A 19,258-nucleotide genomic window follows, 5' to 3' on the forward strand; every position below is an offset into this window, starting at 1 on the left:
GCCGATATGCGAAACGGGATCCGTTTTATCACCGTAGCGCTCTTTGCGCTTTGCACACAGGCTCAGGCGGAAACCGCGTTGGGCGAAATTAACATTCAGCTCTACGGCAATATCGTCGATTTTACCTGCGTGGCCGAGGGGAACGACAGTGACAAAACCGTCACGCTGGGCACCTGGCCCACGAAGCAGCTCAGCACTACCGGGAGCCGCACGCAGCCCATGCCTTTTACGCTGAAACTGACCGGCTGTCCGCCAGGGGCCGCGTCCATTACGTTTTCCGGTAAAGCTGACGGGAGCAACAGCGGGTTGCTGGCACTGAACGACGCCAGCACGGCAAGCCGCGTCGCCGTCGAGATCAGGGATGCGGATAAATCGCGTCTGGATCTCCAGCAGGCCAGCCAGCCGGTCACGGTCGATGCGCAGGGGAATGCGACACTGTCATTTTATGCCAATTATATTGCTACTGCCGATAACCCTCAGCCCGGAAAGGCTGATGCTGATGCGACCTTCATGATTAATTATAATTAGCACTGACCGCACTCCCTGCAGCTCAGATAAACTGCAGGGAGTGAATTCAGGTTATAGCAGTTCGTGTGCTTTAGCGTAATCAATTAATTCCACGATGCTTTGCACCCCCAGCTTGGAATAAATATTGGATTTGTGCGCACTAATGGTCTTGTTGCTTAATAGCAATTGCTCCGCAATTTCCTTATTGGACAGCCCATTCGCCAGATAACGTAATACCGTAACCTCGCGATTCGATAACGGCATATCTGCCAGCTCTCCCTTTCCCGACCCCATATGATTTATAAAATTCAGCGTCTCCGACGGGAAAAAAGAATAGCCCATCAGGATCATCTCTACGGCGTTGTAGATCTCACCCAAATCTTTTCGTTTACTGACAAAGCCGTTGGCCCCGGCGCGAATGGCACGTCCGGCGTAAAACAGTTCTGATTTAGATGATAAGAAAAGAACCTTAATCTCTTTATTTAAGTTTTTGATTCTCTTAAGTAAAGCAAAGGCATCTGTGCCCGTAAGTTCAATGTCAAGGATCACCAAATCGATAGGGTGATTGCGGATGCAGTCAAGAACTTCATGGCTATCGCCAGACTTAAGCTTGACGATGATATTCTTATTTTTCTGTAGCAGGACTTCTATCGACATTCTGACGATAGGATGTTCGTCCATAATGATAACGGATGCCGGTTTCATTTTTAATGCCTCAGATTGTTAAAAGCGTTATGTAGAGTTTTGTAAAACTCTCGAAATGCCGGAAGGATATAATGAGCAGATCCCTATACCGTAGTATTTCCCTGGAAAGAGCGAAAGCATCCCTGTTTACGTAATGAAAAGAACTCTGCCTCAGCGCGGTCGTCTCATTTGGCTGGTGTTGGCAAAAAGGTTTTTCTTATTCAATTTTGATACGCATCTTATTATACAGGGTAAGTTTTTTCCGAAAACCCTGTAAATTACGTTCCGCTTATTGGTTTGTATTATCTTCTGGATCTGAATGGCCTCCTTTTTAAATTTAGCGGAATTATCCTGGTATCCCATTTACCGCATCTTTTCATCTTTATGTAATAACAAAAAATAACAGATGTCTCTTTATGTTGCAAAAATGTTAATGAAATGGCGTCTCGATTTCAGGCAGGATCTTGAGAATAGGAGGCGAAAAAGTGCCCTCTCAGGGCCTCAGACCTTCATCTGAAAGTCCTTAAGCGATATCAACGTCGCTCCAGGATCGTACAGGAGAACGTGCTGCCAGCTTCGCTTCCCGCTCCTGGTGCGTAAAGGGAAGCTGCTTGTTTTTACATCATTATCATCTCGTTAACGCCTTCTGCATTCACTTAACGGATGGAGGAAAGTGCTGCAGTTGATTCAATCTGTGACATTTCACATGGTTCAAGGCCATAAATTAGGAATAGTTATAAAATCGACTTTATTGTTATTATTTAACATTAAATTAACATAATGGCTAAGTAAATTCTTAAAGCGCTTTAGGAAATAAGGGGTTAGGACGTAAGTTAAAACGAGCAGTCTGAGAGGTTATTAAGAAGGTGTAACAATTCCTGGCGATGGCTCAGCCCGAGCTTCATCAGGATGCAGCTGAGGCGATAGATAATGCGGCTATAGGGACGATTCTGCAGAAGGGCAATCTGTCGTAACGTCTTGCCACGGGCAAGTTCCTGCAAAATGGGCCATTCGTTGCGCGAGAACCAGTCTCTATCGGAGCCCTGAAGGGGGCGGGGTTCCATCAGGCTGTGCTGAAACCCTGCTGCGTTCATCTGACGTTCGAGCACATGAAAAGGACCTGCCGCTTTGCAGAAGAGACGCGCGTCATAATTATCAGCCCGGATCAGCAGCCACGGCGTCAGGAAGGGGGGATACAGGCTATGTCTTCTTAACTGATCCAGCTGATCAATCAGCCCCGTGGAACGGCTTTCAATATCCACTACCAGACGGGCCGAGGGCCATTGGCTCTGCGCACCCAGCGCATCGTCCAGCGACGTGAAGTCGCAACAGCTGCTTAGCGGAAACTGCCCATTGAGAAAACCGGAGCGCAAAAAATTGTCCTCCGTTACCAGGATGATAAACGGGGCATCGGTTTTTCGGGGCTGGTTGATGGACTGGCTCAAAAACTCGAGTCGGTCGAAAAAGGGGGGGCAAAAGGTGAGTGCGTAAATCCCAGTGCATCACTTCCTGTACGCCGCCGCCGGTAACGGCGCACTGTCATTCGCATGGCCTCCCTCCTGGAAATGGCGTGTTAATCCTCCGGCCATGTCCAGGACGGCCAGTAATATCCCTGGCCGAGATCGGCACCCGCCTGCAGTGCCCAGATACGATCGCGTTCAGTCTCAATACCTTCGATGAGTACGCTTCCGGCCAGCTGAAAGCAAAGTGAAACCAGTTTCCTCAGTGCAGGTGTGGCGCGTAAACGCCAGAATGCGTTCTTATCGATTTTGATGCCGTTCAACGGTAATCGACAAAATAAAAACGGCTGAATGATAGTTTCGTCGATATCATCCAGCCAGATAGTGTGTCCCCGTTCCTGAAGTTGCCGCAGGTTGTTAACGACGCTCTGCTTCTGTGCGGCGGAGAGCGCCAGAAAGAGAGGGAGGTCGACAATCTCAATATTCAGCGGCGCGGTTTTCATATTGATGAGCCGCACAAAAGGCGCAGGTGCCGTCAACACGGTTATCGGCAGATTAATAAAAAGATTATTGCCGTGCGGGGTATTTTTTAATGCGGCCAGCTGCGCTTCAAGCAGCGTCAAAGAGGCGTCTGCCGACTGATGGCGGAAGAAGTCCTCGCTATGCTCGGTGTCGGACAAGACGCTCAGGACCTCCACGCCGACCCGGCGCCGGGCGTTGAGGGCGACGATAGGCTCCAGTTTGATGCCGACGATGTCCTGAGAAATAGACTGTAATCGGGGGGGCGTATCGAACGGGTTTTGCGCTGTCACTCCATTATCCTGTTGTCTGTCAGCCTCCAGGCGGCCGGGATACCTCGCTCTAGTGTGACGAGCTGACGTTCAGGAAAACAGCAGGCGTTACTTAAATGCAACTAAGCCTTTTCGCAGCGCTAAATTTTAAGGTGAAACAGCGAGAAATGTTGAGAAAATAGCCGTATTTACAATCGGCTAGCGGTAATTGCCTCTGAAAGCGGAAAAGGCATTGACTCACCTGCCATTGACCGTATAATTCTTCGCGTTTCACCGCCACGAAGTTCACTCTTCTCAGTGCGCCCTTAGCTCAGTTGGATAGAGCAACGGCCTTCTAAGCCGTAGGTCGTAGGTTCGAATCCTACAGGGCGTGCCATTTAGCATCAGACACTCGTATCAGTTTCAAGACAACCTTATTCTCTGTTGTGTTGTATTTGTCCAATTTTTACAAATATATAGCATCTCTTTTTCATGCGAGCTTGGTGGAGGGGGTGGGGGCCTGACAAGGATAATGACTGCTATGTTCAAATATCACTACGGTTTTTTTTGATTCTGTAGCCGGCAGACATGATTGGACAACTTATCGCAAATATTTCTGAACATGCTGTTCTGGATAATGGTAATACTCTGTGAGCCTTACGAGTTTTTTTCATAATTCTGTAATCAAGATTCTTTCACTAATCAGTAATTATATCAAATGCGCTGGGTAGGAATAAAAAGCCCACTAAGTGGGCTATGGTTTTTATATTTTTTTTCTGGTTATATTAATTAATAATCTCTTACCTAACAATATAAACGGTTTCTCTATAAAAATATGTGAAAAATAAGAAATTAAAATGCATGTGCCCATCAATAACGCAAAGAATAGGAAACCTTTTGGATATTCAGTGTATCCGATACTCTTTATGTACATTAATGATAAACTTAATACAATGGAGTGTGTTAAATATAATGAATAAGATATGTTGGAAAAGAATCTAGTGATTCTGAAAGACATTTTTGCGCCACTCATTTCTGCAATCATCATTGATATGAATATGAATGCTGCAATTAGACCTTTATCTGTGAATCCATGTAACTTGGTGTTTATATGTATTAGAAGATAAATGCCAGCTACTGAGGTGGATATCATCGTGAACTTAATGGCGTTGTTTTTTATTTCCCCAAACGTTCTAAAGACAAAAAACAAAAACATTCCCAAAATGAATTCTAATAACATCGGGGAGCCAAGCATTGTAAACACTGGTGCAAATGCTCCCATCTCAACTGAATATGCTGAAAAATCACCTGAAACAGAAATACTACTTTTGAAGTGTAGCTGAATTGCTAACATTGAAGTTAATATTATAAGAGACGTAATCAGAGCGCGCCATTTATGACTAAATGCCATTCCGATCAGGAAGATAGAGTAAAATAATATCTCGTATGAAATTGTCCATGCAGGGTAAAGCATGTTATAACCAAAAAAAGGCGCTCTTAGAGAGTAGTTTGAATGTAGCAGAAAGGCTGATTTTATGAATTCACTTGCTGGCTTCCATGAGGAATAAGAAAACCATACAAATAACAAGCAAAATAAAAATAATGGATAAATTCTAAAAAATCTTCGTATAACAAATGATAGCAATGGCCTGGTCTCAACCTTTTGGGTTGCATAGCAAATAATAAAGCCGCTAATCATAAAGAATATATCTACACCAATATTCCCATTCCTGAAAATGTCAAGACCTAACATTGGGAATGACGCATACGCATTAACAAGGGGCCCTGCAGCATGATATCCAACTACTAGAAGTGGTGCGATACCTCTTAGGACCTCTATAAAGTAAATTTTCTGCTGATTTTCAGTCATCCGTAATCACTTAAATAATTGATAAATATGTGCGGAACATTTCGCTAGTAAGACTGGCGATGAGTCTAGCATCATGATGATTACTGGGTCTACTATAACAACAAGAATGGCAAAAAGATGGTGAGTCAATGGCGCAGGTTCGCAGAGCCCTTACTTCTTCGGTAAGTAGGAAATACCCGTAGAGTCAGTGTTCAACACTACTCGTCACACTTCAGGAGGAGTGATAAAAGCAATAGCAGGAGTACGCAACATCCTTGCATCATAAGATTTAATGACATCACGTATGGAGCCAGTGTTCAAAAGCTTAACAGCACTTCAGGTTGTGGTGCTGTTAAGAGTGCTAGCTTAAGCTAAATTGTGTAAATTTTCTCCTTTCGGGAAAATTATACCAGCAGCATTTGATGATCTGTACGCACGGACGTTATGATTATTTGCTTATAAAAGCAAAGATTTGTAGCATCAACGGACAATTTTCAATTCGGTGTACATAAAATGCGCAACTACGCACTTGACGTAGCTAAAATAGTGGCATGTTTCTTCATTGTGTCCGTTCATGTAGGAAATTATTCCGAGTTTTCTGCTCCCTGGGGAGAAACATTAAGGGTAATGACTCGTTGGGCTGTGCCATTCTTTTTCCTTGCATCAGGTTATACAATAGGAAATAGTGATGCAGGGGCATTACTTAAGAGAGTAAACAAGCTAATATCTATTTTGTTTTTTAGTTCAGTAATATATTTACCTGTTGTGTATTTTCAAAGTGGTGAAAATATATTAAAAACACTTAATAAAGTTCTTTCTCAAGATACTGTTCATTACGGCTTGTATGGTCATTTGTGGTTCATTGGATCTCTCATTGCTGGTCTTATAATATTTGGATTTGCCAGGTCAAACTTATCGCATAGGAAATCATTAGTTTTATCCGTCTTTATTATTTTTATGTGCTGGTTTGGAGATGCGATTAAATCATTCGGTGCACAGGTGTGGTTTTTCTATGTTTTCAGATATCTTGCTGGATTTGCTTTGGTTTACATTGGTTGGTGTATTGGTTCTGGCAGAGTGCAAATTCCCAAGAATAATATACAATTGATTTTGTGCTTTGTGGTATGCTTAATGGCAATGGGAGGCGAGTATTACATCGCATTTTCATACTTTGACGGTACACACGGAGAAAGACAATTCCCTTTAGCATGCATACCCGCATCAATTATTTTACTGATGTTATGTGCAAAAATTAAAATGAAGAGCAATTATTTATCATATCTTGGGGAAAAGTATTCTCTTGGTATCTATTTAATACACCCTCTCGTTATATATATATTAGGAAAATCCTCCGGGTATCTCCGAATGCATATATTCTCATCGGAAATGTTGGTTTTAGGTTTTTCAATATCACTGCTTGTTCTTATGTGTATTAGTAAGTATTGCCTTGCGTTTTTCAATAAACTAAACGGAATTGGTATAAAATAAAAACCAGGGAATCTGCTCTGGTGTTTTATGGAGTTATAAAGCCTTGCGTCGTTTTGCAAGGCTTTTTTGAGGATGAGACAGGTGAGCATCGTTGTGATCGTGTAACTGATTCATAAAAGGAATTTAAAACAACATCTAAGCCACAGACCTCGGGTCAAAACACCTGCAAGCCGTGCCATTTCGTCACGCCCCTTTCTGCAATATTTGCACTGAAGCATATCCCAGCTTTACTGAGAGGTATCAATCCTGCCTCGTCTGTCTTTCGGACAATCCTCTTAACGTCTATCACCACATGCGAAACTACCAGCCGGTCGCTTTTTTATCATAGCCTCCTGAGAGGATATGGCGGCAACCTAGACGCGCTTGCAGCGTGGTATAGCGCTGACTACGTCACAATGCTTATCGGCGCCAGTGGTGAACGTTTTTTAATCTTAAATTGTCATATAAATAACGACGTAATAAATAGAAGGCTAATAATATTTTGTAGTGTGTTGTCTTAATGTTTTCTTAATCTTTAATTAATCCGTTTTTTAAATCTGGATTTTTATCACTTCACTCCCCGCAAAAAAGAAATTTTACACTTTTACGCTTAAACTGGATTGATACTAATTATCATTAGCGTTTTTGTATGCTTTAATCCTGTCCCACAACGCTATGCGTCATTATTCCCGTTGCTCTATTAAGGATATGTTCATGAATTCTCGCCTGCTGTCCTGCTTCTCGCTTGCCTTGTTGTCATCATCGCTTTTCCTTTCCACACAATCCGTTGCCGCTGATAACAGCGAAGGCATTGTGGTATACAACGCGCAGCATGAAAACCTGGTGAAGTCGTGGGTTGACGGTTTTACCAAAGAGACCGGCATTAAGGTCACGCTGCGTAACGGCGATGACAGCGAGCTGGGTAACCAGCTGGTTCAGGAAGGCAGCGCATCACCTGCAGACGTATTTCTGACGGAAAACTCACCGTCCATGGTTCTGGTGGATAACGCTAACCTGTTTGCCCCGCTGGATGCAGACACCCTGAAGCAGGTACCGGCAGAGTACCGCCCGGCGCATGGCCGCTGGATCGGCATTGCCGCCCGCAGCACCGTATTCGTTTATAACCCGGCAAAACTGAGCGAACAGCAGCTGCCTAAGTCGCTGATGGATCTGGCCAAACCCGAGTGGAAAGGCCGCTGGGCGGCATCACCGTCAGGCGCGGATTTCCAGGCCATCGTGAGCGCAATGCTGGCGCTTAAAGGCGAAAAAGCCACGCTGGAATGGCTGAAGGCGATGAAAGCGAATTTCGTTGCCTATAAAGGCAACAGCACCGTGATGAAAGCCGTCAACGCCGGCCAGATTGATGGCGGGGTGATTTATCACTACTACCGTTTTGTCGATCAGTCCAAAACGGGTGAGAACAGCAAAAACACCAAACTCTACTACTTCAAACACCAGGATCCGGGCGCGTTCGTCAGCCTTTCCGGTGGTGGCGTGCTGGCGTCCAGCAAACACAAAGCGCAGGCCCAGGCATTCATCAAATACATTACCGGTAAAGAGGGCCAGGAAAGCCTGCGCACCAACAATGCCTTTGAATATGCGGTGGGCGTGAACGCGGCCTCTAACCCGAAACTGGTCCCGCTGAACGATCTGGATGCACCGAAAGTTGAACCTTCAACGCTCAACAGTAAAAAAGTTATCGAGCTGATGACGCAAGCCGGTCTGCTGTGATCCTGAGAGTGAAGTGAAGGTCTTATGTCTGGTCTGAGTCTCGACCTCGGCAAAAACAGCGTGCGGGAGCCTGGCCGCAGGCGTCCCGCACTGCCGATGGTAGCGTTAGCTGTCCTTTTTTCTTTACTGGCACTTCTGCCCCTGGGTTTTATCATTGCCATAGGCGTTGAGACGGGCTGGGAAACGATTAGGGCGCTGGTATTTCGCCCACGTGTTGCTGAACTGCTCAGCAACACGCTGTGGCTGACGGCGCTGGCGGTACCGCTGTGTATCGTGACAGGCATGGCGATCGCCTGGCTCACGGAGCGCACGCAGCTTGCCGGGCGAGGGATCTGGTCCGCGCTGGCGGTCGCCCCACTGGCGATCCCCGCGTTTGTGCAAAGCTATGCCTGGGTGAGCGTGGTTCCCTCGATGCATGGCCTTTCCGCGGGCGTGTTCCTCTCCGTTTTAGCTTACTATCCGTTTATTTATATGCCGGTTGCGGCGGTGCTGCGTCGTCTTGACCCGACGCTGGAAGATGTGGCCGCCTCGCTCGGCACCCCGCCGTGGCGGGTCTTTTTCCGCGTGGTGCTGCCGCAGCTAAAACTGGCTATCTGCGGCGGCGCGCTGCTGGTGGCGCTGCACCTACTGGCGGAATACGGTCTGTACGTGATGATCCGTTTTGATACCTTCACAACGGCCATCTATGACCAGTTTCAGTCCACCTTCAGCGGCCCGGCAGCGAACATGCTGGCGGGCGTATTGGCCTTATGCTGCCTGGCGATCTTAGTGCTGGAAGGCGTGACGCGCGGGAAAGCGCGCTATGCACGCATTGGCGCTGGCGCGGCACGTGAACAGAAACGCTGGCCGCTGAAGCCTGCGGCGGCTGCGCTGGGACAGCTGTTTTTCCTCGCGCTGGTCATGCTGGCGCTGGGCGTGCCGCTTATTGTCCTGTGCCGCTGGATTTGGCTCGGCGGCGTGCAAAACTGGATGAACGCCGATCTCTGGCACTCCCTGCGCCAGACGCTGATACTCGGCGTGGGCGGAGCGCTCCTGACGACGGCGTGCGTCATCCCCATCGCGTGGCTTGGGATCCGCTACCCGCACCGTATTTTCCGGATGCTGGAAGGGTGCATCTACATCACCAGTTCGCTGCCGGGCATTGTCACCGCGCTGGCGCTGGTCACGGTCACTATTCATTACGCTCGCCCCATTTATCAGACGGAAATCACCCTGTTCCTGGCCTATCTGCTGATGTTTATGCCCCGCGCGCTCATTAACCTGCGGGCAGGGATTGCCCAGGCGCCGGTTGAGCTGGAAAACGTGGCGCGCAGCCTGGGCAGCACGCCTGCGAAAGCGCTCTGGAGCGTTACCCTGCGGCTGGCCGCACCGGGCGCTGCGGCAGGCGCCGCGCTGGTATTCCTTGGCGTCAGCAACGAATTGACCGCCACGCTGCTGCTCTCGCCGCTGGGAACCCGCACGCTCTCCACCGGATTCTGGGCGCTGACCAGTGAAATTGATTATGTGGCCGCCGCGCCCTACGCGATGCTGATGATTCTGATCTCACTCCCGCTGACCGCCATTCTCTATATGCAGTCGAAAAAAATTGCAGGGCTATGACATGCTTGAATTAACCGCCATTTCAAAATCGTTTTCGGACGTGCAGGTGCTCGACAGCTTAAACCTGAGCGTTGCGCCGGGGAGCCGCACGGCGATTGTCGGCCCCTCCGGGTCGGGGAAAACCACGCTGCTGCGTATTCTCGCCGGGTTTGAGACGCCGGATACCGGCCGCATTGTCATGCAGGGAAAAACGCTGTTTGATGAAAATCATATTGTTCCTGCTCACCTGCGCGGGATCGGTTTTGTGCCCCAGGAGGGCGCGCTGTTCCCCCATCTCAACGTGGCAGATAACATTGCCTGGGGGCTGAACGGTACCCGCCATGAGAAGCGCCAGCGCGTTGAGGTGCTGATGGAGATGGTCTCTCTCGACAGGCAGCTCGCGACGCACTGGCCCCATGAGATTTCCGGCGGACAGCAGCAGCGCGTGGCGCTTGCCCGTGCGCTGGCCCAGCGTCCTTCGCTGATGCTGCTGGATGAACCGTTCTCGGCGCTGGATACCGGCTTGCGCGCCATGACGCGTAAAGCAACGGCCGATCTGCTGGCGGAAGCGGGCGTGGCCTCAATTCTGGTCACCCACGATCAGAACGAAGCGTTGTCTTTTGCCACGCAGGTTGCCGTGATGCGTTCTGGCCGCTTCACGCAGGTGGGAACGCCTTATGACGTCTATACCCGTCCCGTTGACGAAGAGACGGCGCTGTTTCTTGGCGATGCCGTGATCCTGCCTGCTCAGCTCGCTGGGGGTTACGCCGTGTGTGCACTGGGCGAGGTGCCGACGGACAATCCGCATGCAACAGGAGAGGGCCGGGTAATGATGCGTCCTGAACAATTGCGCGTGACGGCATGTGCGCCTCATGAAAGCCCGGTCTCCATTCTTGATGTCGACTTCACCGGTCAGCTGTCTACGCTGACGCTGGTATTAGCCGGGCATGAACAGCCCATTATCCTCAGGACCGTCAGTCAGCCGGGCTGGCACCCGGGCGCGGCGGTACGCATTGATGTGACGGGCACTGCGCGCGTTTTATAATCATAACCACCCCAAAACGGGGTGGTTGTTCCCCATCGTCCTCATTACCTCCCTTCATGAACGCGTGACGCTTGCCAATGCATAGATAATGCGTATAGTTCTCATTTGCATTGCAGTTAATACATTCTAAGGCCCGACAACGGGTCATTTTTTCGCGCACTTTCAAATGAGTTAACGATGGACAACACCAAAATACACAAAACGCTGCTGGCGCTCGCCATTGGGGCGGTGACACATTCCGTCCAGGCGGCGGATGATAAAAAAGAAGATACGCTTGTTGTGCAGGCTGCACCTGCCAGCGACTTTAAACCCGGCGGCGACCAGCTGGTACCGGCCTTTCTTGACGGGCAGGTGGCGAACGGCGGGCGCATGGGGATGCTGGGCCAGCAGAACGCCATGGACGTGCCGTTCAACATCATCAGCTACACCTCGAAGCTGGTGGAAGATCAGCAGGCGAAAACCATCGCTGACGTGGTCGCCAACGATGCGGGCGTGCAGTACGTTCAGGGATACGGTAACAGCGCGGAGACCTACCGCATTCGTGGCCTGAAGTTTGACGGCGACGACATGACGTTTGGCGGGCTGTCCGGCGTACTGCCGCGTCAGGTGGTGGATGCGCAGATGGTTGACCGCATTGAGATCTTCAAAGGCGCCAACGCGCTGATGAACGGCGCGGCAAGCTCTGGCGTGGGCGGGATGATCAATCTTGAGCCGAAACATGCGGGCGATACCCCGCAGGCAAAAGTGGGCGTGGATTACACCTCAGATTCGCAGTTTGGCACCACGCTGGATGCAGGCCGTCGCTTTGGTGACAGCGACCAGTTCGGCGCGCGCGTGAACCTGGTCCACCGTGAAGGGGAAACCGGCGTACCAAACGACCGTCGCCGCACCACGCTGCTCTCCACCGGTCTTGATTACAACGGCGACAACGTCCGCACCTCCCTGGATCTGGGCTATCAAAAGAAAACCTTCCACGGCAGCCCGACCAGCGTCAACATCTCGGCGGTGGATTTCGTGCCTGAACCGCCGAAAAACGATCGTAACTTCTCCCAGAAGTGGGCCTATAGCAACATCGAAAACGAATTTGGGATGTGGCGCAGCGAATACGACATCACCGATAACTGGACCGCCTATACCGGCCTGGGCGCGCAGCACGCGCACGAAGAAGGGATCTACAGCGCGCCGAAGCTGTTGGACAAAAGCGGCAAAGCCACGGTCAGCCGTCTGGATACTAACCGCATTAGCGATTCCGTTAGCGGCATGGCGGGCATTCGCGGGAATTTCACTACCGGCTTTGTGTCGCACAAGGTGAACGTGGGGTATTCGGCGACGACCAAAAACGAAAAAATCGCGTGGAAAATGTCGGAGACGAAGGATAACCCGACCACCAACATCTACCACAACACCGGCGTTGATATGCCGGACAGCTCCAACTTCAATGGATCAGGTGGCAAATACAGCGATCCGCTAACCAGCGGGCGCACCCGTACTCAGGGCTGGCTGCTGAGCGATACGCTGGGCGTCCTGGACGACAAGCTGCTGTTCACCGCGGGGGCGCGTCATCAGAAAGTGGTCATCCGCGGGTATAACAAAATTACCGGTGCAGAAAACGACGCGGACGGCTTCGACGGTAGCCGCTGGATGCCAACCTACGGCGTGGTTTATAAACCGTGGGAGCAGATTTCCCTTTACGCCAACCACACCGAAGCGCTGCAGCCGGGAAAAACCGCGCCGGACACCGCTACCAACTACGGTCAAAGCACCGGTATTGTTCACTCTAAACAGAATGAAATCGGCTTGAAGGCAGACTTTGGTCGCGTGGGCGGCTCTCTGGCGCTGTTTGAGATCAAAATGCCATCGGCGATCCTCGACGATGACAATCACTACGGCCTGGACGCTGAACAGCGTAACCGTGGCGTAGAGCTCAATGTTTTTGGCGAGCCCATGCTCGGGATGCGCCTGAACGCCAGCGCCACCTGGCTGCAGGCCGAGCTGGCCAAAACCAAAAACGGCGTGAATCAAGGCAACGATGCGATTGGCGTGCCGAACTTCTATGCCGTGCTGGGGGCAGAGTACGACATCAAGCCAGTTGACGGCCTGACCGCCACCGCACGCGTGAACCACTCGGGCACGCAGTATGCCGATCTCGCGAACAGCAAAAAGCTGGACAGCTATACCACGCTGGATCTGGGCATGCGCTACCGCTTCGCGTTAAACCACAATGCAAACCAGATGACCGTGCGCGCAGGCATCGACAACGTGACCAATGAAAACTACTGGGCCAGCGTGGACGATTCCGGTACCTACATCACTCAGGGCGAACCGCGAACCTTTAAGGTCTCGGTGGGCTACGAGTTCTAAGCGTTCCACCTCGTTATCCGGGGCAGGGACGCCCCAATCCCGCCGTTATCCTGTTATAAAATTGTAACAAAAGCTTCTTACACTGTTCGCCAACTCCTTACCTCTTGGCCAATGACAGGAAGCCGCTATGGGCAGACCCCTCAAATCCGTTTTTAAAAAAGAACATCGCGACGACATCACTAACCGCAGCGCTAACCCGGTTTTCTCCGAGGTTGCAGAGGTTTTCCTCTCCCGCCGTCGTTTTCTCCAGATGGGCGCCGTGGCGGGTGCTGCCGTTTCCTTTCCCTTTTTGATCAAACCTGATAGCGCCATTGCCGCGGTATCGAAGCCGTCCGCGCTGGCAAAAGCGGTGTCGCTTGGGTTTACCAGTATTCCCGTTTCCACGGACGATACGGTGAGGGTGCCGGAAGGTTATATTGCCCGCCCGTTTTATCGCTGGGGTGACCCGACGGGCATCAAAGACCACATGCCGGCATTTAAGCCGGATGCCAGCAACACGACCGACGAACAGGCCGTGCAGGCGGGGATGCACCACGACGGTATGGCGTGGTTTAGCCTGCCGCAGGGGGAGCAAAACCCGGAACATGGTCTGCTGGCGCTGAACCATGAATACATCGACAACGGGATGCTGTTTACGGACGGTATGGGGAACTGGAACCTCGACAAAGCCCGTAAGGGACAGAACGCGATGGGCGTGTCGGTGGTGGAAGTGAAAAAAACGGGCAGTGACTGGCAGGTGGTTCGCCCGTCTTCTTATGCCCGCCGTATCACCGTCAATACGCCGATGCAGCTTACCGGCCCGGCGCGGCATCAGGACTTAATGAAAACCGCCGCCGACCCGCAGGGGGAGCGCGTGCTGGGCACCATGCAAAACTGCGCCAACGGCCACACGCCGTGGGGCACCTACCTCACCTGCGAGGAGAACTGGTCGGATATTTTCGTGAAAAAAACCGATCTCAATCCGCTGGAAAAGCGCTATGGCATCAGCGACAGCGACGAATCTTACCGCTGGAACGAGGTGGATGAGCGGTTTAGCGTCGATAAAACGCCTAACGAGCCTAACCGATTCGGCTGGGTGGTAGAGATTGACCCCTACGACCCGACCTCCACACCGCGCAAGCACACCGCACTTGGCCGCTTCAAGCACGAGGGGGCCGCCGTTACGCTCTCCGCCGATAATCGCGTGGTGGTCTATATGGGGGACGATCAGAAGTTTGAGTACATTTATAAATTCGTCTCTGACAAAAAATACGATCCTGCGAACCGTGAGGCCAATATGCAACTGCTGACCTCGGGCACGCTGTATGTTGCCAGGTTCAACGAAGAGGGAAGCGGCGACTGGCTGCCGCTGATCTTCGGGCAGAATGGCCTGGATAAAAGCCACGGTTTTGAAAACCAGGGCGATCTGCTGATTAAAACCCGCCTGGCGGCTGACGTGGTGGGGGCGACGAAAATGGATCGCCCGGAGTGGATAGCCGTGGATCCGCACGCCAGCGGCAGCGTCTACTGTACGCTCACCAACAACAGCGATCGCGGTAAAGAGGGGAAAGCCCCGGTCGATGCCGCCAACCCGCGTGCTAATAACGTGTTTGGTCATATTATGCATTGGCACGAAGAGGGGGCCGATCCTGCCGCCGCACGCTTTAAATGGGATATTCTGGTCATGGGCGGGCGCACAGACAGCGACGATCCGAAGGCCAAAGGCTCTATGCAGGGGGCGGCATTCGGCAGCCCGGATGGTCTGTCGTTCGATCATCAGGGCGTTCTGTGGATCCAGACCGACGTCTCTTCCAGCACGATCAACAAAAAAGCGTATGAGGGGATGGGCAATAACCAGATGGTGGCCACCATTCCGGGCAGCAATGAGTTTCGTCGTTTCCTGACGGGCCCGCGTGGGTGTGAAATCACCGGTATTGCGTTTACGCCGGACAACCGGACGCTGTTTATCAATATTCAGCATCCGGGAGAGGGCGGGGATGACATTACCGACCCGGCCAATCCGCGTGCCGTCTCTAACTGGCCGGACGCCAGCCCGAACGGACGCCCGCGTTCGTCAACGGTGGTGATCGTCAAAGCGGACGGCGGGATCATCGGGTCGTGACGTTAATCCGCCGGGCGCATGCGCTGGCCCGGCGTTAAACTTGCTACCACCAGCATGAAGTGTTAAAACGTGCCCCTTCTAAAAAAGAGACAGGGGTAGGGCGTGAAAGACGCGTCATCCGCTTCAGGCCATGGTAGCGCTGAAGCCTCGTCGGATCAGAATCCGACGCTGCAACGTGGTTTGCAAAATCGACATATTCAGTTAATTGCCCTCGGCGGCGCGATTGGTACCGGGTTGTTTCTCGGCATCGGCCCCGCCATTCAAATGGCTGGCCCTGCAGTACTGCTGGGATACGGCATCGCCGGGATTATCGCCTTCCTGATCATGCGCCAGCTCGGCGAAATGGTCGTTGAAGAGCCGGTGTCAGGCTCCTTCGCACACTTTGCTTACAAATACTGGGGCCCGTTTGCAGGCTTCCTCTCCGGCTGGAACTACTGGGTGATGTTCGTGCTGGTGGGGATGGCCGAACTGACCGCCGCAGGCATCTACATGCAGTACTGGCTCCCGGATGTCCCGACGTGGATCTGGGCGGCGGCCTTTTTCATCATCATTAATGCCGTTAACCTCATCAATGTGCGCCTGTATGGCGAAACCGAGTTCTGGTTTGCGCTGATCAAGGTACTGGCGATTATCGGGATGATCGGCTTTGGCCTGTGGCTGCTGTTCTCCGGTCATGGCGGCGAGCGGGCAACCATTGATAACCTCTGGCAGCACGGCGGCTTTCTGGCAACCGGCTGGAAAGGACTGGTTCTCTCTCTGGCGGTGATCATGTTCTCCTTCGGCGGGCTGGAGCTGATTGGTATTACTGCTGCCGAAGCGCGCGACCCGCATAAAAGTATCCCAAAAGCGGTCAACCAGGTGGTGTACCGTATTCTGCTGTTTTACATCGGCTCGCTGGTGGTTCTGCTGGCGCTCTATCCATGGGTGGAAGTGAAATCTGACAGCAGTCCGTTCGTGATGATTTTCCACGATCTGAACAGCAATGTGGTGGCGTCGGCGCTGAACTTCGTCATTCTGGTGGCGTCGCTTTCGGTCTATAACAGTGGCGTTTACTCCAACAGCCGTATGCTGTTTGGCCTTTCCGTACAGGGGAACGCGCCGAAGTTCCTGACCCGCGTCAGCCGTCGCGGTGTGCCGATTAATTCCTTGTTCCTTTCCGGCGCGATTACGTCATTAGTGGTGCTGATCAACTACCTGCTGCCGAAAGCGGCATTTGGCCTGCTGATGGCGCTGGTTGTCGCCACGCTGCTGCTGAACTGGATCATGATCTGCCTGGCGCACCTGCGCTTTCGTGCGGCGATGCGACGCAAGGGACGCGAGACGCAGTTTAAAGCGCTGCTCTACCCGGCAGGGAACTATATCTGTATCGCGTTCCTGGGGCTGATTCTGGTGCTGATGTGCACGATGGATGAGATGCGTCTCTCAGCGATGCTGCTGCCAGTGTGGGTGGTGTTCCTGTTTATTGCGTTTAAATTATCCCGTAAAAAGTAGCACGTTTTTCGCCCGGTGGCGCTGCGCTTACCGGGCCTACATGTTCTGGGCCGTTATTATTTTGTAGGCCGGGTCAGGCGAAGCCGCTACCCGGCTTTGAATGTGCAATATCAAATCTGAAACGCTATTCGTTTCCCATTCGGTAACGTCACATCAATGCTCATTTCACCGCCGAGCGCACTGACATAGCGTTTGAGTGTTGAAAGCCGGGGATCGTTTCCCGGCTGTTCGATTTTTGCCACAGTGGGTTGTTTTACCCCCATTGCCGCGGCCAGTTCTGTCTGCGAAATATTGAGCTCTTCCCGCAGTTGGTTCAGGGCAACAATTCTTCGTATTACATCAACTTTAGCCGCAATACGCTCCTGACTTTCCGCGCTCTGTTGTGCCATGAGTTCTTTTAGCGTTGCCATATGGCCTCCTTATCCGCCAGATGTCTGCTGTACTCAACGTCAGCCAGCGTAATCATTTCGTTATAAAACCGTTTTTGATTGCAACCGGTTTTGTCTCCAGCACAGAGCACAATTGCCTTACGGTCAGGATCAAAAGCAAAAAAAGCTCTGATGGGATTTCCCGCATGTTGAATCCGTAATTCCTTCATGTTCGCATAGGCTGAAGCCTTCACGGTATCTACGTATGGCCGCCCAAGCGTTGGGCCAAACTCAGCAAGAATATGCATCATCGCTAGCACATCTTCTTTTAATGCTGTTGTTTGTTCGAAGTACCATTGATCAAATATGTCCGTTGTCTCGACATTCCACATCGTTTCTCCTTTAGCTTCCTCGCTATATTATTTTATAGCCTTTAGGCTATAGTGACAATCAGAACGCCTCGTTTTGTCATACATCGACCTTTATCGTGACCCCCCTCCCAATTTTGTTTCGATCCACAGGATCTTTATTTTGTAATCGATTACTTTTTATTTGCTGTCATTTGTAATCGATTACTTTTTCCGGGTGAGGCTTATCATGGTGTCAACTGAAAGTAGTGAAAAGGCGATAACACAGCACCGGCTGCTGGTGCCGCGTCTGTCGTTGATGATGTTTCTGCAGTTTTTCATCTGGGGTAGCTGGTCAGTCACGCTTGGCCTGGTGATGACCCGGCACAACATGTCTCTGTTAATTGGCGATGCGTTCTCAGCCGGGCCCATCGCCTCCATTCTCTCGCCGTTTGTGCTCGGCATGCTGGTGGATCGTTTCTTTGCCTCGCAGAAGGTGATGGCGGTGATGCACCTGGCGGGCGCGGCAATCCTCTGGTTTGTGCCGGGGGCGCTGATTGCCGAAAACGGCGCGCTGCTGATTGGCCTGCTGTTTGGTTACACGCTCTGCTATATGCCAACGCTGGCGCTGACCAACAACATCGCATTTCACAGCCTGGCGAACGTGGATAAAACTTTCCCGGTGGTGCGCGTGTTCGGCACCATCGGCTGGATCGTGGCGGGAATTTTCATCGGCGTGACCGGCGTGGCGTCCAGCGTCACCATTTTTCAGGTGGCGGCAGCCAGCTCCCTGCTGCTCGCACTCTACAGCCTGACGCTGCCGCACACGCCAGCGCCAGCGAAAGGGCTACCGGTGCAGGTGCGCGATCTCTTTTGTGCCGATGCCTTTGCGCTACTCAAAACCCGCCATTTCTTTGTCTTCTCCGTCTGCGCGATGCTGATCTCCGTCCCGCTTGGCACCTATTACGCCTATACCGCCTCGTATCTGGCGGATGCCGGTATTGCAGACGTCAGCACCGCCATGTCCTTCGGGCAGATGTCAGAGATCTTCTTCATGCTGGTCATTCCGCTGCTGTTCCGCCGTCTGGGGGTGAAAGTCATGCTGCTGATCGGCATGCTGGCGTGGTTCGTGCGTTATGCCATGTTCGCGCTGGGCGTTAGCGAGGAAGGACGCATCCTGTTGTACCTGGGGATCCTGCTGCACGGCGTCTGCTACGATTTCTTCTTCGTCGTCGGCTTTATCTACACCGACCGCGTGGCGGGTGAAAAGGTGAAAGGACAGGCGCAAAGCATGATTGTCATGTTCACCTACGGCATCGGCATGCTGCTGGGCTCTCAGATTTCCGGCGCGCTTTATAACCGTCTGGTGGCCGGGCAGACCGTGCCGCAGGCATGGGTGACATTCTGGTGGATCCCGGCGGTGGCTGCCGCGGCGATCGCGCTGATTTTCCTTCTCACGTTCAGGTATGACGATGACAAGGCGTAATGTTCAGGAGGGG

14 protein-coding genes, 1 tRNA gene and 1 pseudogene are annotated in these 19,258 nt (G+C 51.7%); 10 read left to right on the top strand and 6 right to left on the bottom strand.

Features of this window, described 5'->3' with window-relative positions:
• Positions 1-6 precede the first annotated feature (6 nt).
• On the top strand, positions 7-528 hold the full coding sequence (sfmF, locus tag A4308_RS09370) for a fimbria assembly protein (protein WP_023336843.1): 522 nt from the start codon (positions 7-9) through the stop codon (positions 526-528).
• Positions 529-579: 51 nt separating this feature from the next.
• Here sfmF and fimZ read toward each other — a convergent pair whose 3' ends face one another.
• The 3 genes and pseudogenes from fimZ to A4308_RS09385 form a co-directional block, all read right to left on the bottom strand.
• Complete coding sequence (fimZ, locus tag A4308_RS09375; RefSeq protein ID WP_023332276.1) at positions 580-1,212, bottom strand: fimbria biosynthesis transcriptional regulator FimZ; 633 nt, start codon at positions 1,210-1,212, stop codon at positions 580-582.
• 812 nt (positions 1,213-2,024) lie between these two features.
• Positions 2,025-2,740, bottom strand: a pseudogene (locus A4308_RS09380) (helix-turn-helix transcriptional regulator).
• A gap of 24 nt (positions 2,741-2,764) precedes the next feature.
• Positions 2,765-3,463: an EAL domain-containing protein gene (locus A4308_RS09385; RefSeq protein ID WP_045281672.1), complete on the bottom strand. Its 699-nt coding sequence runs from the start codon at positions 3,461-3,463 to the stop codon at positions 2,765-2,767.
• A 278-nt stretch (positions 3,464-3,741) separates the two neighbouring features.
• Between A4308_RS09385 and A4308_RS09390 the strand changes: the two genes are divergently transcribed.
• Positions 3,742-3,818, top strand: a tRNA-Arg gene (locus A4308_RS09390).
• Positions 3,819-4,184: 366 nt separating this feature from the next.
• Here A4308_RS09390 and A4308_RS09395 read toward each other — a convergent pair.
• Positions 4,185-5,291 (bottom strand): acyltransferase family protein, encoded by a 1,107-nt coding sequence (locus A4308_RS09395; protein WP_045281671.1) that lies wholly within the window; start codon positions 5,289-5,291, stop codon positions 4,185-4,187.
• A gap of 492 nt (positions 5,292-5,783) precedes the next feature.
• On the opposite strand from A4308_RS09395, the gene A4308_RS09400 reads away from it, so the two are divergent.
• The 7 genes from A4308_RS09400 (at position 5,784) to pheP (ending at position 17,044) form a co-directional block, all read left to right on the top strand.
• Positions 5,784-6,758 (top strand): acyltransferase, encoded by a 975-nt coding sequence (locus A4308_RS09400; protein WP_071890811.1) that lies wholly within the window; start codon positions 5,784-5,786, stop codon positions 6,756-6,758.
• Positions 6,759-7,451: 693 nt separating this feature from the next.
• Entirely contained in the window at positions 7,452-8,468 is a 1,017-nt protein-coding gene (locus tag A4308_RS09405; RefSeq protein ID WP_014882857.1) for an iron ABC transporter substrate-binding protein, read from the top strand.
• Between the two features lie 24 nt (positions 8,469-8,492).
• A complete protein-coding gene (locus A4308_RS09410; RefSeq protein ID WP_045281670.1) occupies positions 8,493-10,067 on the top strand; it encodes an ABC transporter permease in 1,575 nt (524 codons plus the stop codon).
• 1 nt (position 10,068) lies between these two features.
• Positions 10,069-11,091: an ABC transporter ATP-binding protein gene (locus A4308_RS09415; RefSeq protein ID WP_023332290.1), complete on the top strand. Its 1,023-nt coding sequence runs from the start codon at positions 10,069-10,071 to the stop codon at positions 11,089-11,091.
• Between the two features lie 177 nt (positions 11,092-11,268).
• Positions 11,269-13,452 (top strand): TonB-dependent receptor, encoded by a 2,184-nt coding sequence (locus A4308_RS09420; RefSeq protein ID WP_049011072.1) that lies wholly within the window; start codon positions 11,269-11,271, stop codon positions 13,450-13,452.
• A gap of 127 nt (positions 13,453-13,579) precedes the next feature.
• On the top strand, positions 13,580-15,553 hold the full coding sequence (locus A4308_RS09425; protein WP_045281669.1) for a PhoX family protein: 1,974 nt from the start codon (positions 13,580-13,582) through the stop codon (positions 15,551-15,553).
• Positions 15,554-15,655: 102 nt separating this feature from the next.
• Positions 15,656-17,044, top strand: a complete 1,389-nt coding sequence (pheP, locus tag A4308_RS09430) for a phenylalanine transporter (protein WP_023332293.1) — start codon at positions 15,656-15,658, stop codon at positions 17,042-17,044.
• 110 nt (positions 17,045-17,154) lie between these two features.
• Here pheP and A4308_RS09435 read toward each other — a convergent pair whose 3' ends face one another.
• Both A4308_RS09435 and A4308_RS09440 read right to left on the bottom strand, forming a co-directional pair.
• Entirely contained in the window at positions 17,155-17,454 is a 300-nt protein-coding gene (locus A4308_RS09435; RefSeq protein ID WP_014882863.1) for a helix-turn-helix domain-containing protein, read from the bottom strand.
• The gene (locus tag A4308_RS09440; protein ID WP_045281668.1) at positions 17,442-17,804 is read right to left on the bottom strand and encodes a type II toxin-antitoxin system RelE/ParE family toxin; all 363 of its coding nucleotides are present in this window, start codon (positions 17,802-17,804) and stop codon (positions 17,442-17,444) included. The genes A4308_RS09435 and A4308_RS09440 overlap by 13 nt, the downstream gene beginning before the upstream one ends.
• Before the next feature lie 205 nt (positions 17,805-18,009).
• Between A4308_RS09440 and A4308_RS09445 the strand changes: the two genes are divergently transcribed.
• Positions 18,010-19,245: an MFS transporter gene (locus tag A4308_RS09445; RefSeq protein WP_023332295.1), complete on the top strand. Its 1,236-nt coding sequence runs from the start codon at positions 18,010-18,012 to the stop codon at positions 19,243-19,245.
• Positions 19,246-19,258 lie beyond the last annotated feature (13 nt).

It is taken from the genome of Enterobacter sp. ODB01 (genome assembly GCF_001623605.1).
Taxonomy (GTDB): domain Bacteria; phylum Pseudomonadota; class Gammaproteobacteria; order Enterobacterales; family Enterobacteriaceae; genus Enterobacter; species Enterobacter kobei.

What these genes read in the sequence shown, in the direction of transcription:
- A4308_RS09445 (WP_023332295.1), top strand. Translation starts at nt 18,010, where the DNA reads ATGGTGTCAACTGAAAGTAGTGAAAAGGCGATAACACAGCACCGGCTG.
- fimZ (WP_023332276.1), bottom strand. Translation starts at nt 1,212, where the DNA reads ATGAAACCGGCATCCGTTATCATTATGGACGAACATCCTATCGTCAGA.
- A4308_RS09400 (WP_071890811.1), top strand. Translation starts at nt 5,784, where the DNA reads ATGCGCAACTACGCACTTGACGTAGCTAAAATAGTGGCATGTTTCTTC.
- A4308_RS09440 (WP_045281668.1), bottom strand. Translation starts at nt 17,804, where the DNA reads ATGTGGAATGTCGAGACAACGGACATATTTGATCAATGGTACTTCGAA.
- A4308_RS09425 (WP_045281669.1), top strand. Translation starts at nt 13,580, where the DNA reads ATGGGCAGACCCCTCAAATCCGTTTTTAAAAAAGAACATCGCGACGAC.
- A4308_RS09420 (WP_049011072.1), top strand. Translation starts at nt 11,269, where the DNA reads ATGGACAACACCAAAATACACAAAACGCTGCTGGCGCTCGCCATTGGG.
- A4308_RS09405 (WP_014882857.1), top strand. Translation starts at nt 7,452, where the DNA reads ATGAATTCTCGCCTGCTGTCCTGCTTCTCGCTTGCCTTGTTGTCATCA.
- A4308_RS09415 (WP_023332290.1), top strand. Translation starts at nt 10,069, where the DNA reads ATGCTTGAATTAACCGCCATTTCAAAATCGTTTTCGGACGTGCAGGTG.
- sfmF (WP_023336843.1), top strand. Translation starts at nt 7, where the DNA reads ATGCGAAACGGGATCCGTTTTATCACCGTAGCGCTCTTTGCGCTTTGC.
- A4308_RS09435 (WP_014882863.1), bottom strand. Translation starts at nt 17,454, where the DNA reads ATGGCAACGCTAAAAGAACTCATGGCACAACAGAGCGCGGAAAGTCAG.
- A4308_RS09410 (WP_045281670.1), top strand. Translation starts at nt 8,493, where the DNA reads ATGTCTGGTCTGAGTCTCGACCTCGGCAAAAACAGCGTGCGGGAGCCT.
- A4308_RS09395 (WP_045281671.1), bottom strand. Translation starts at nt 5,291, where the DNA reads ATGACTGAAAATCAGCAGAAAATTTACTTTATAGAGGTCCTAAGAGGT.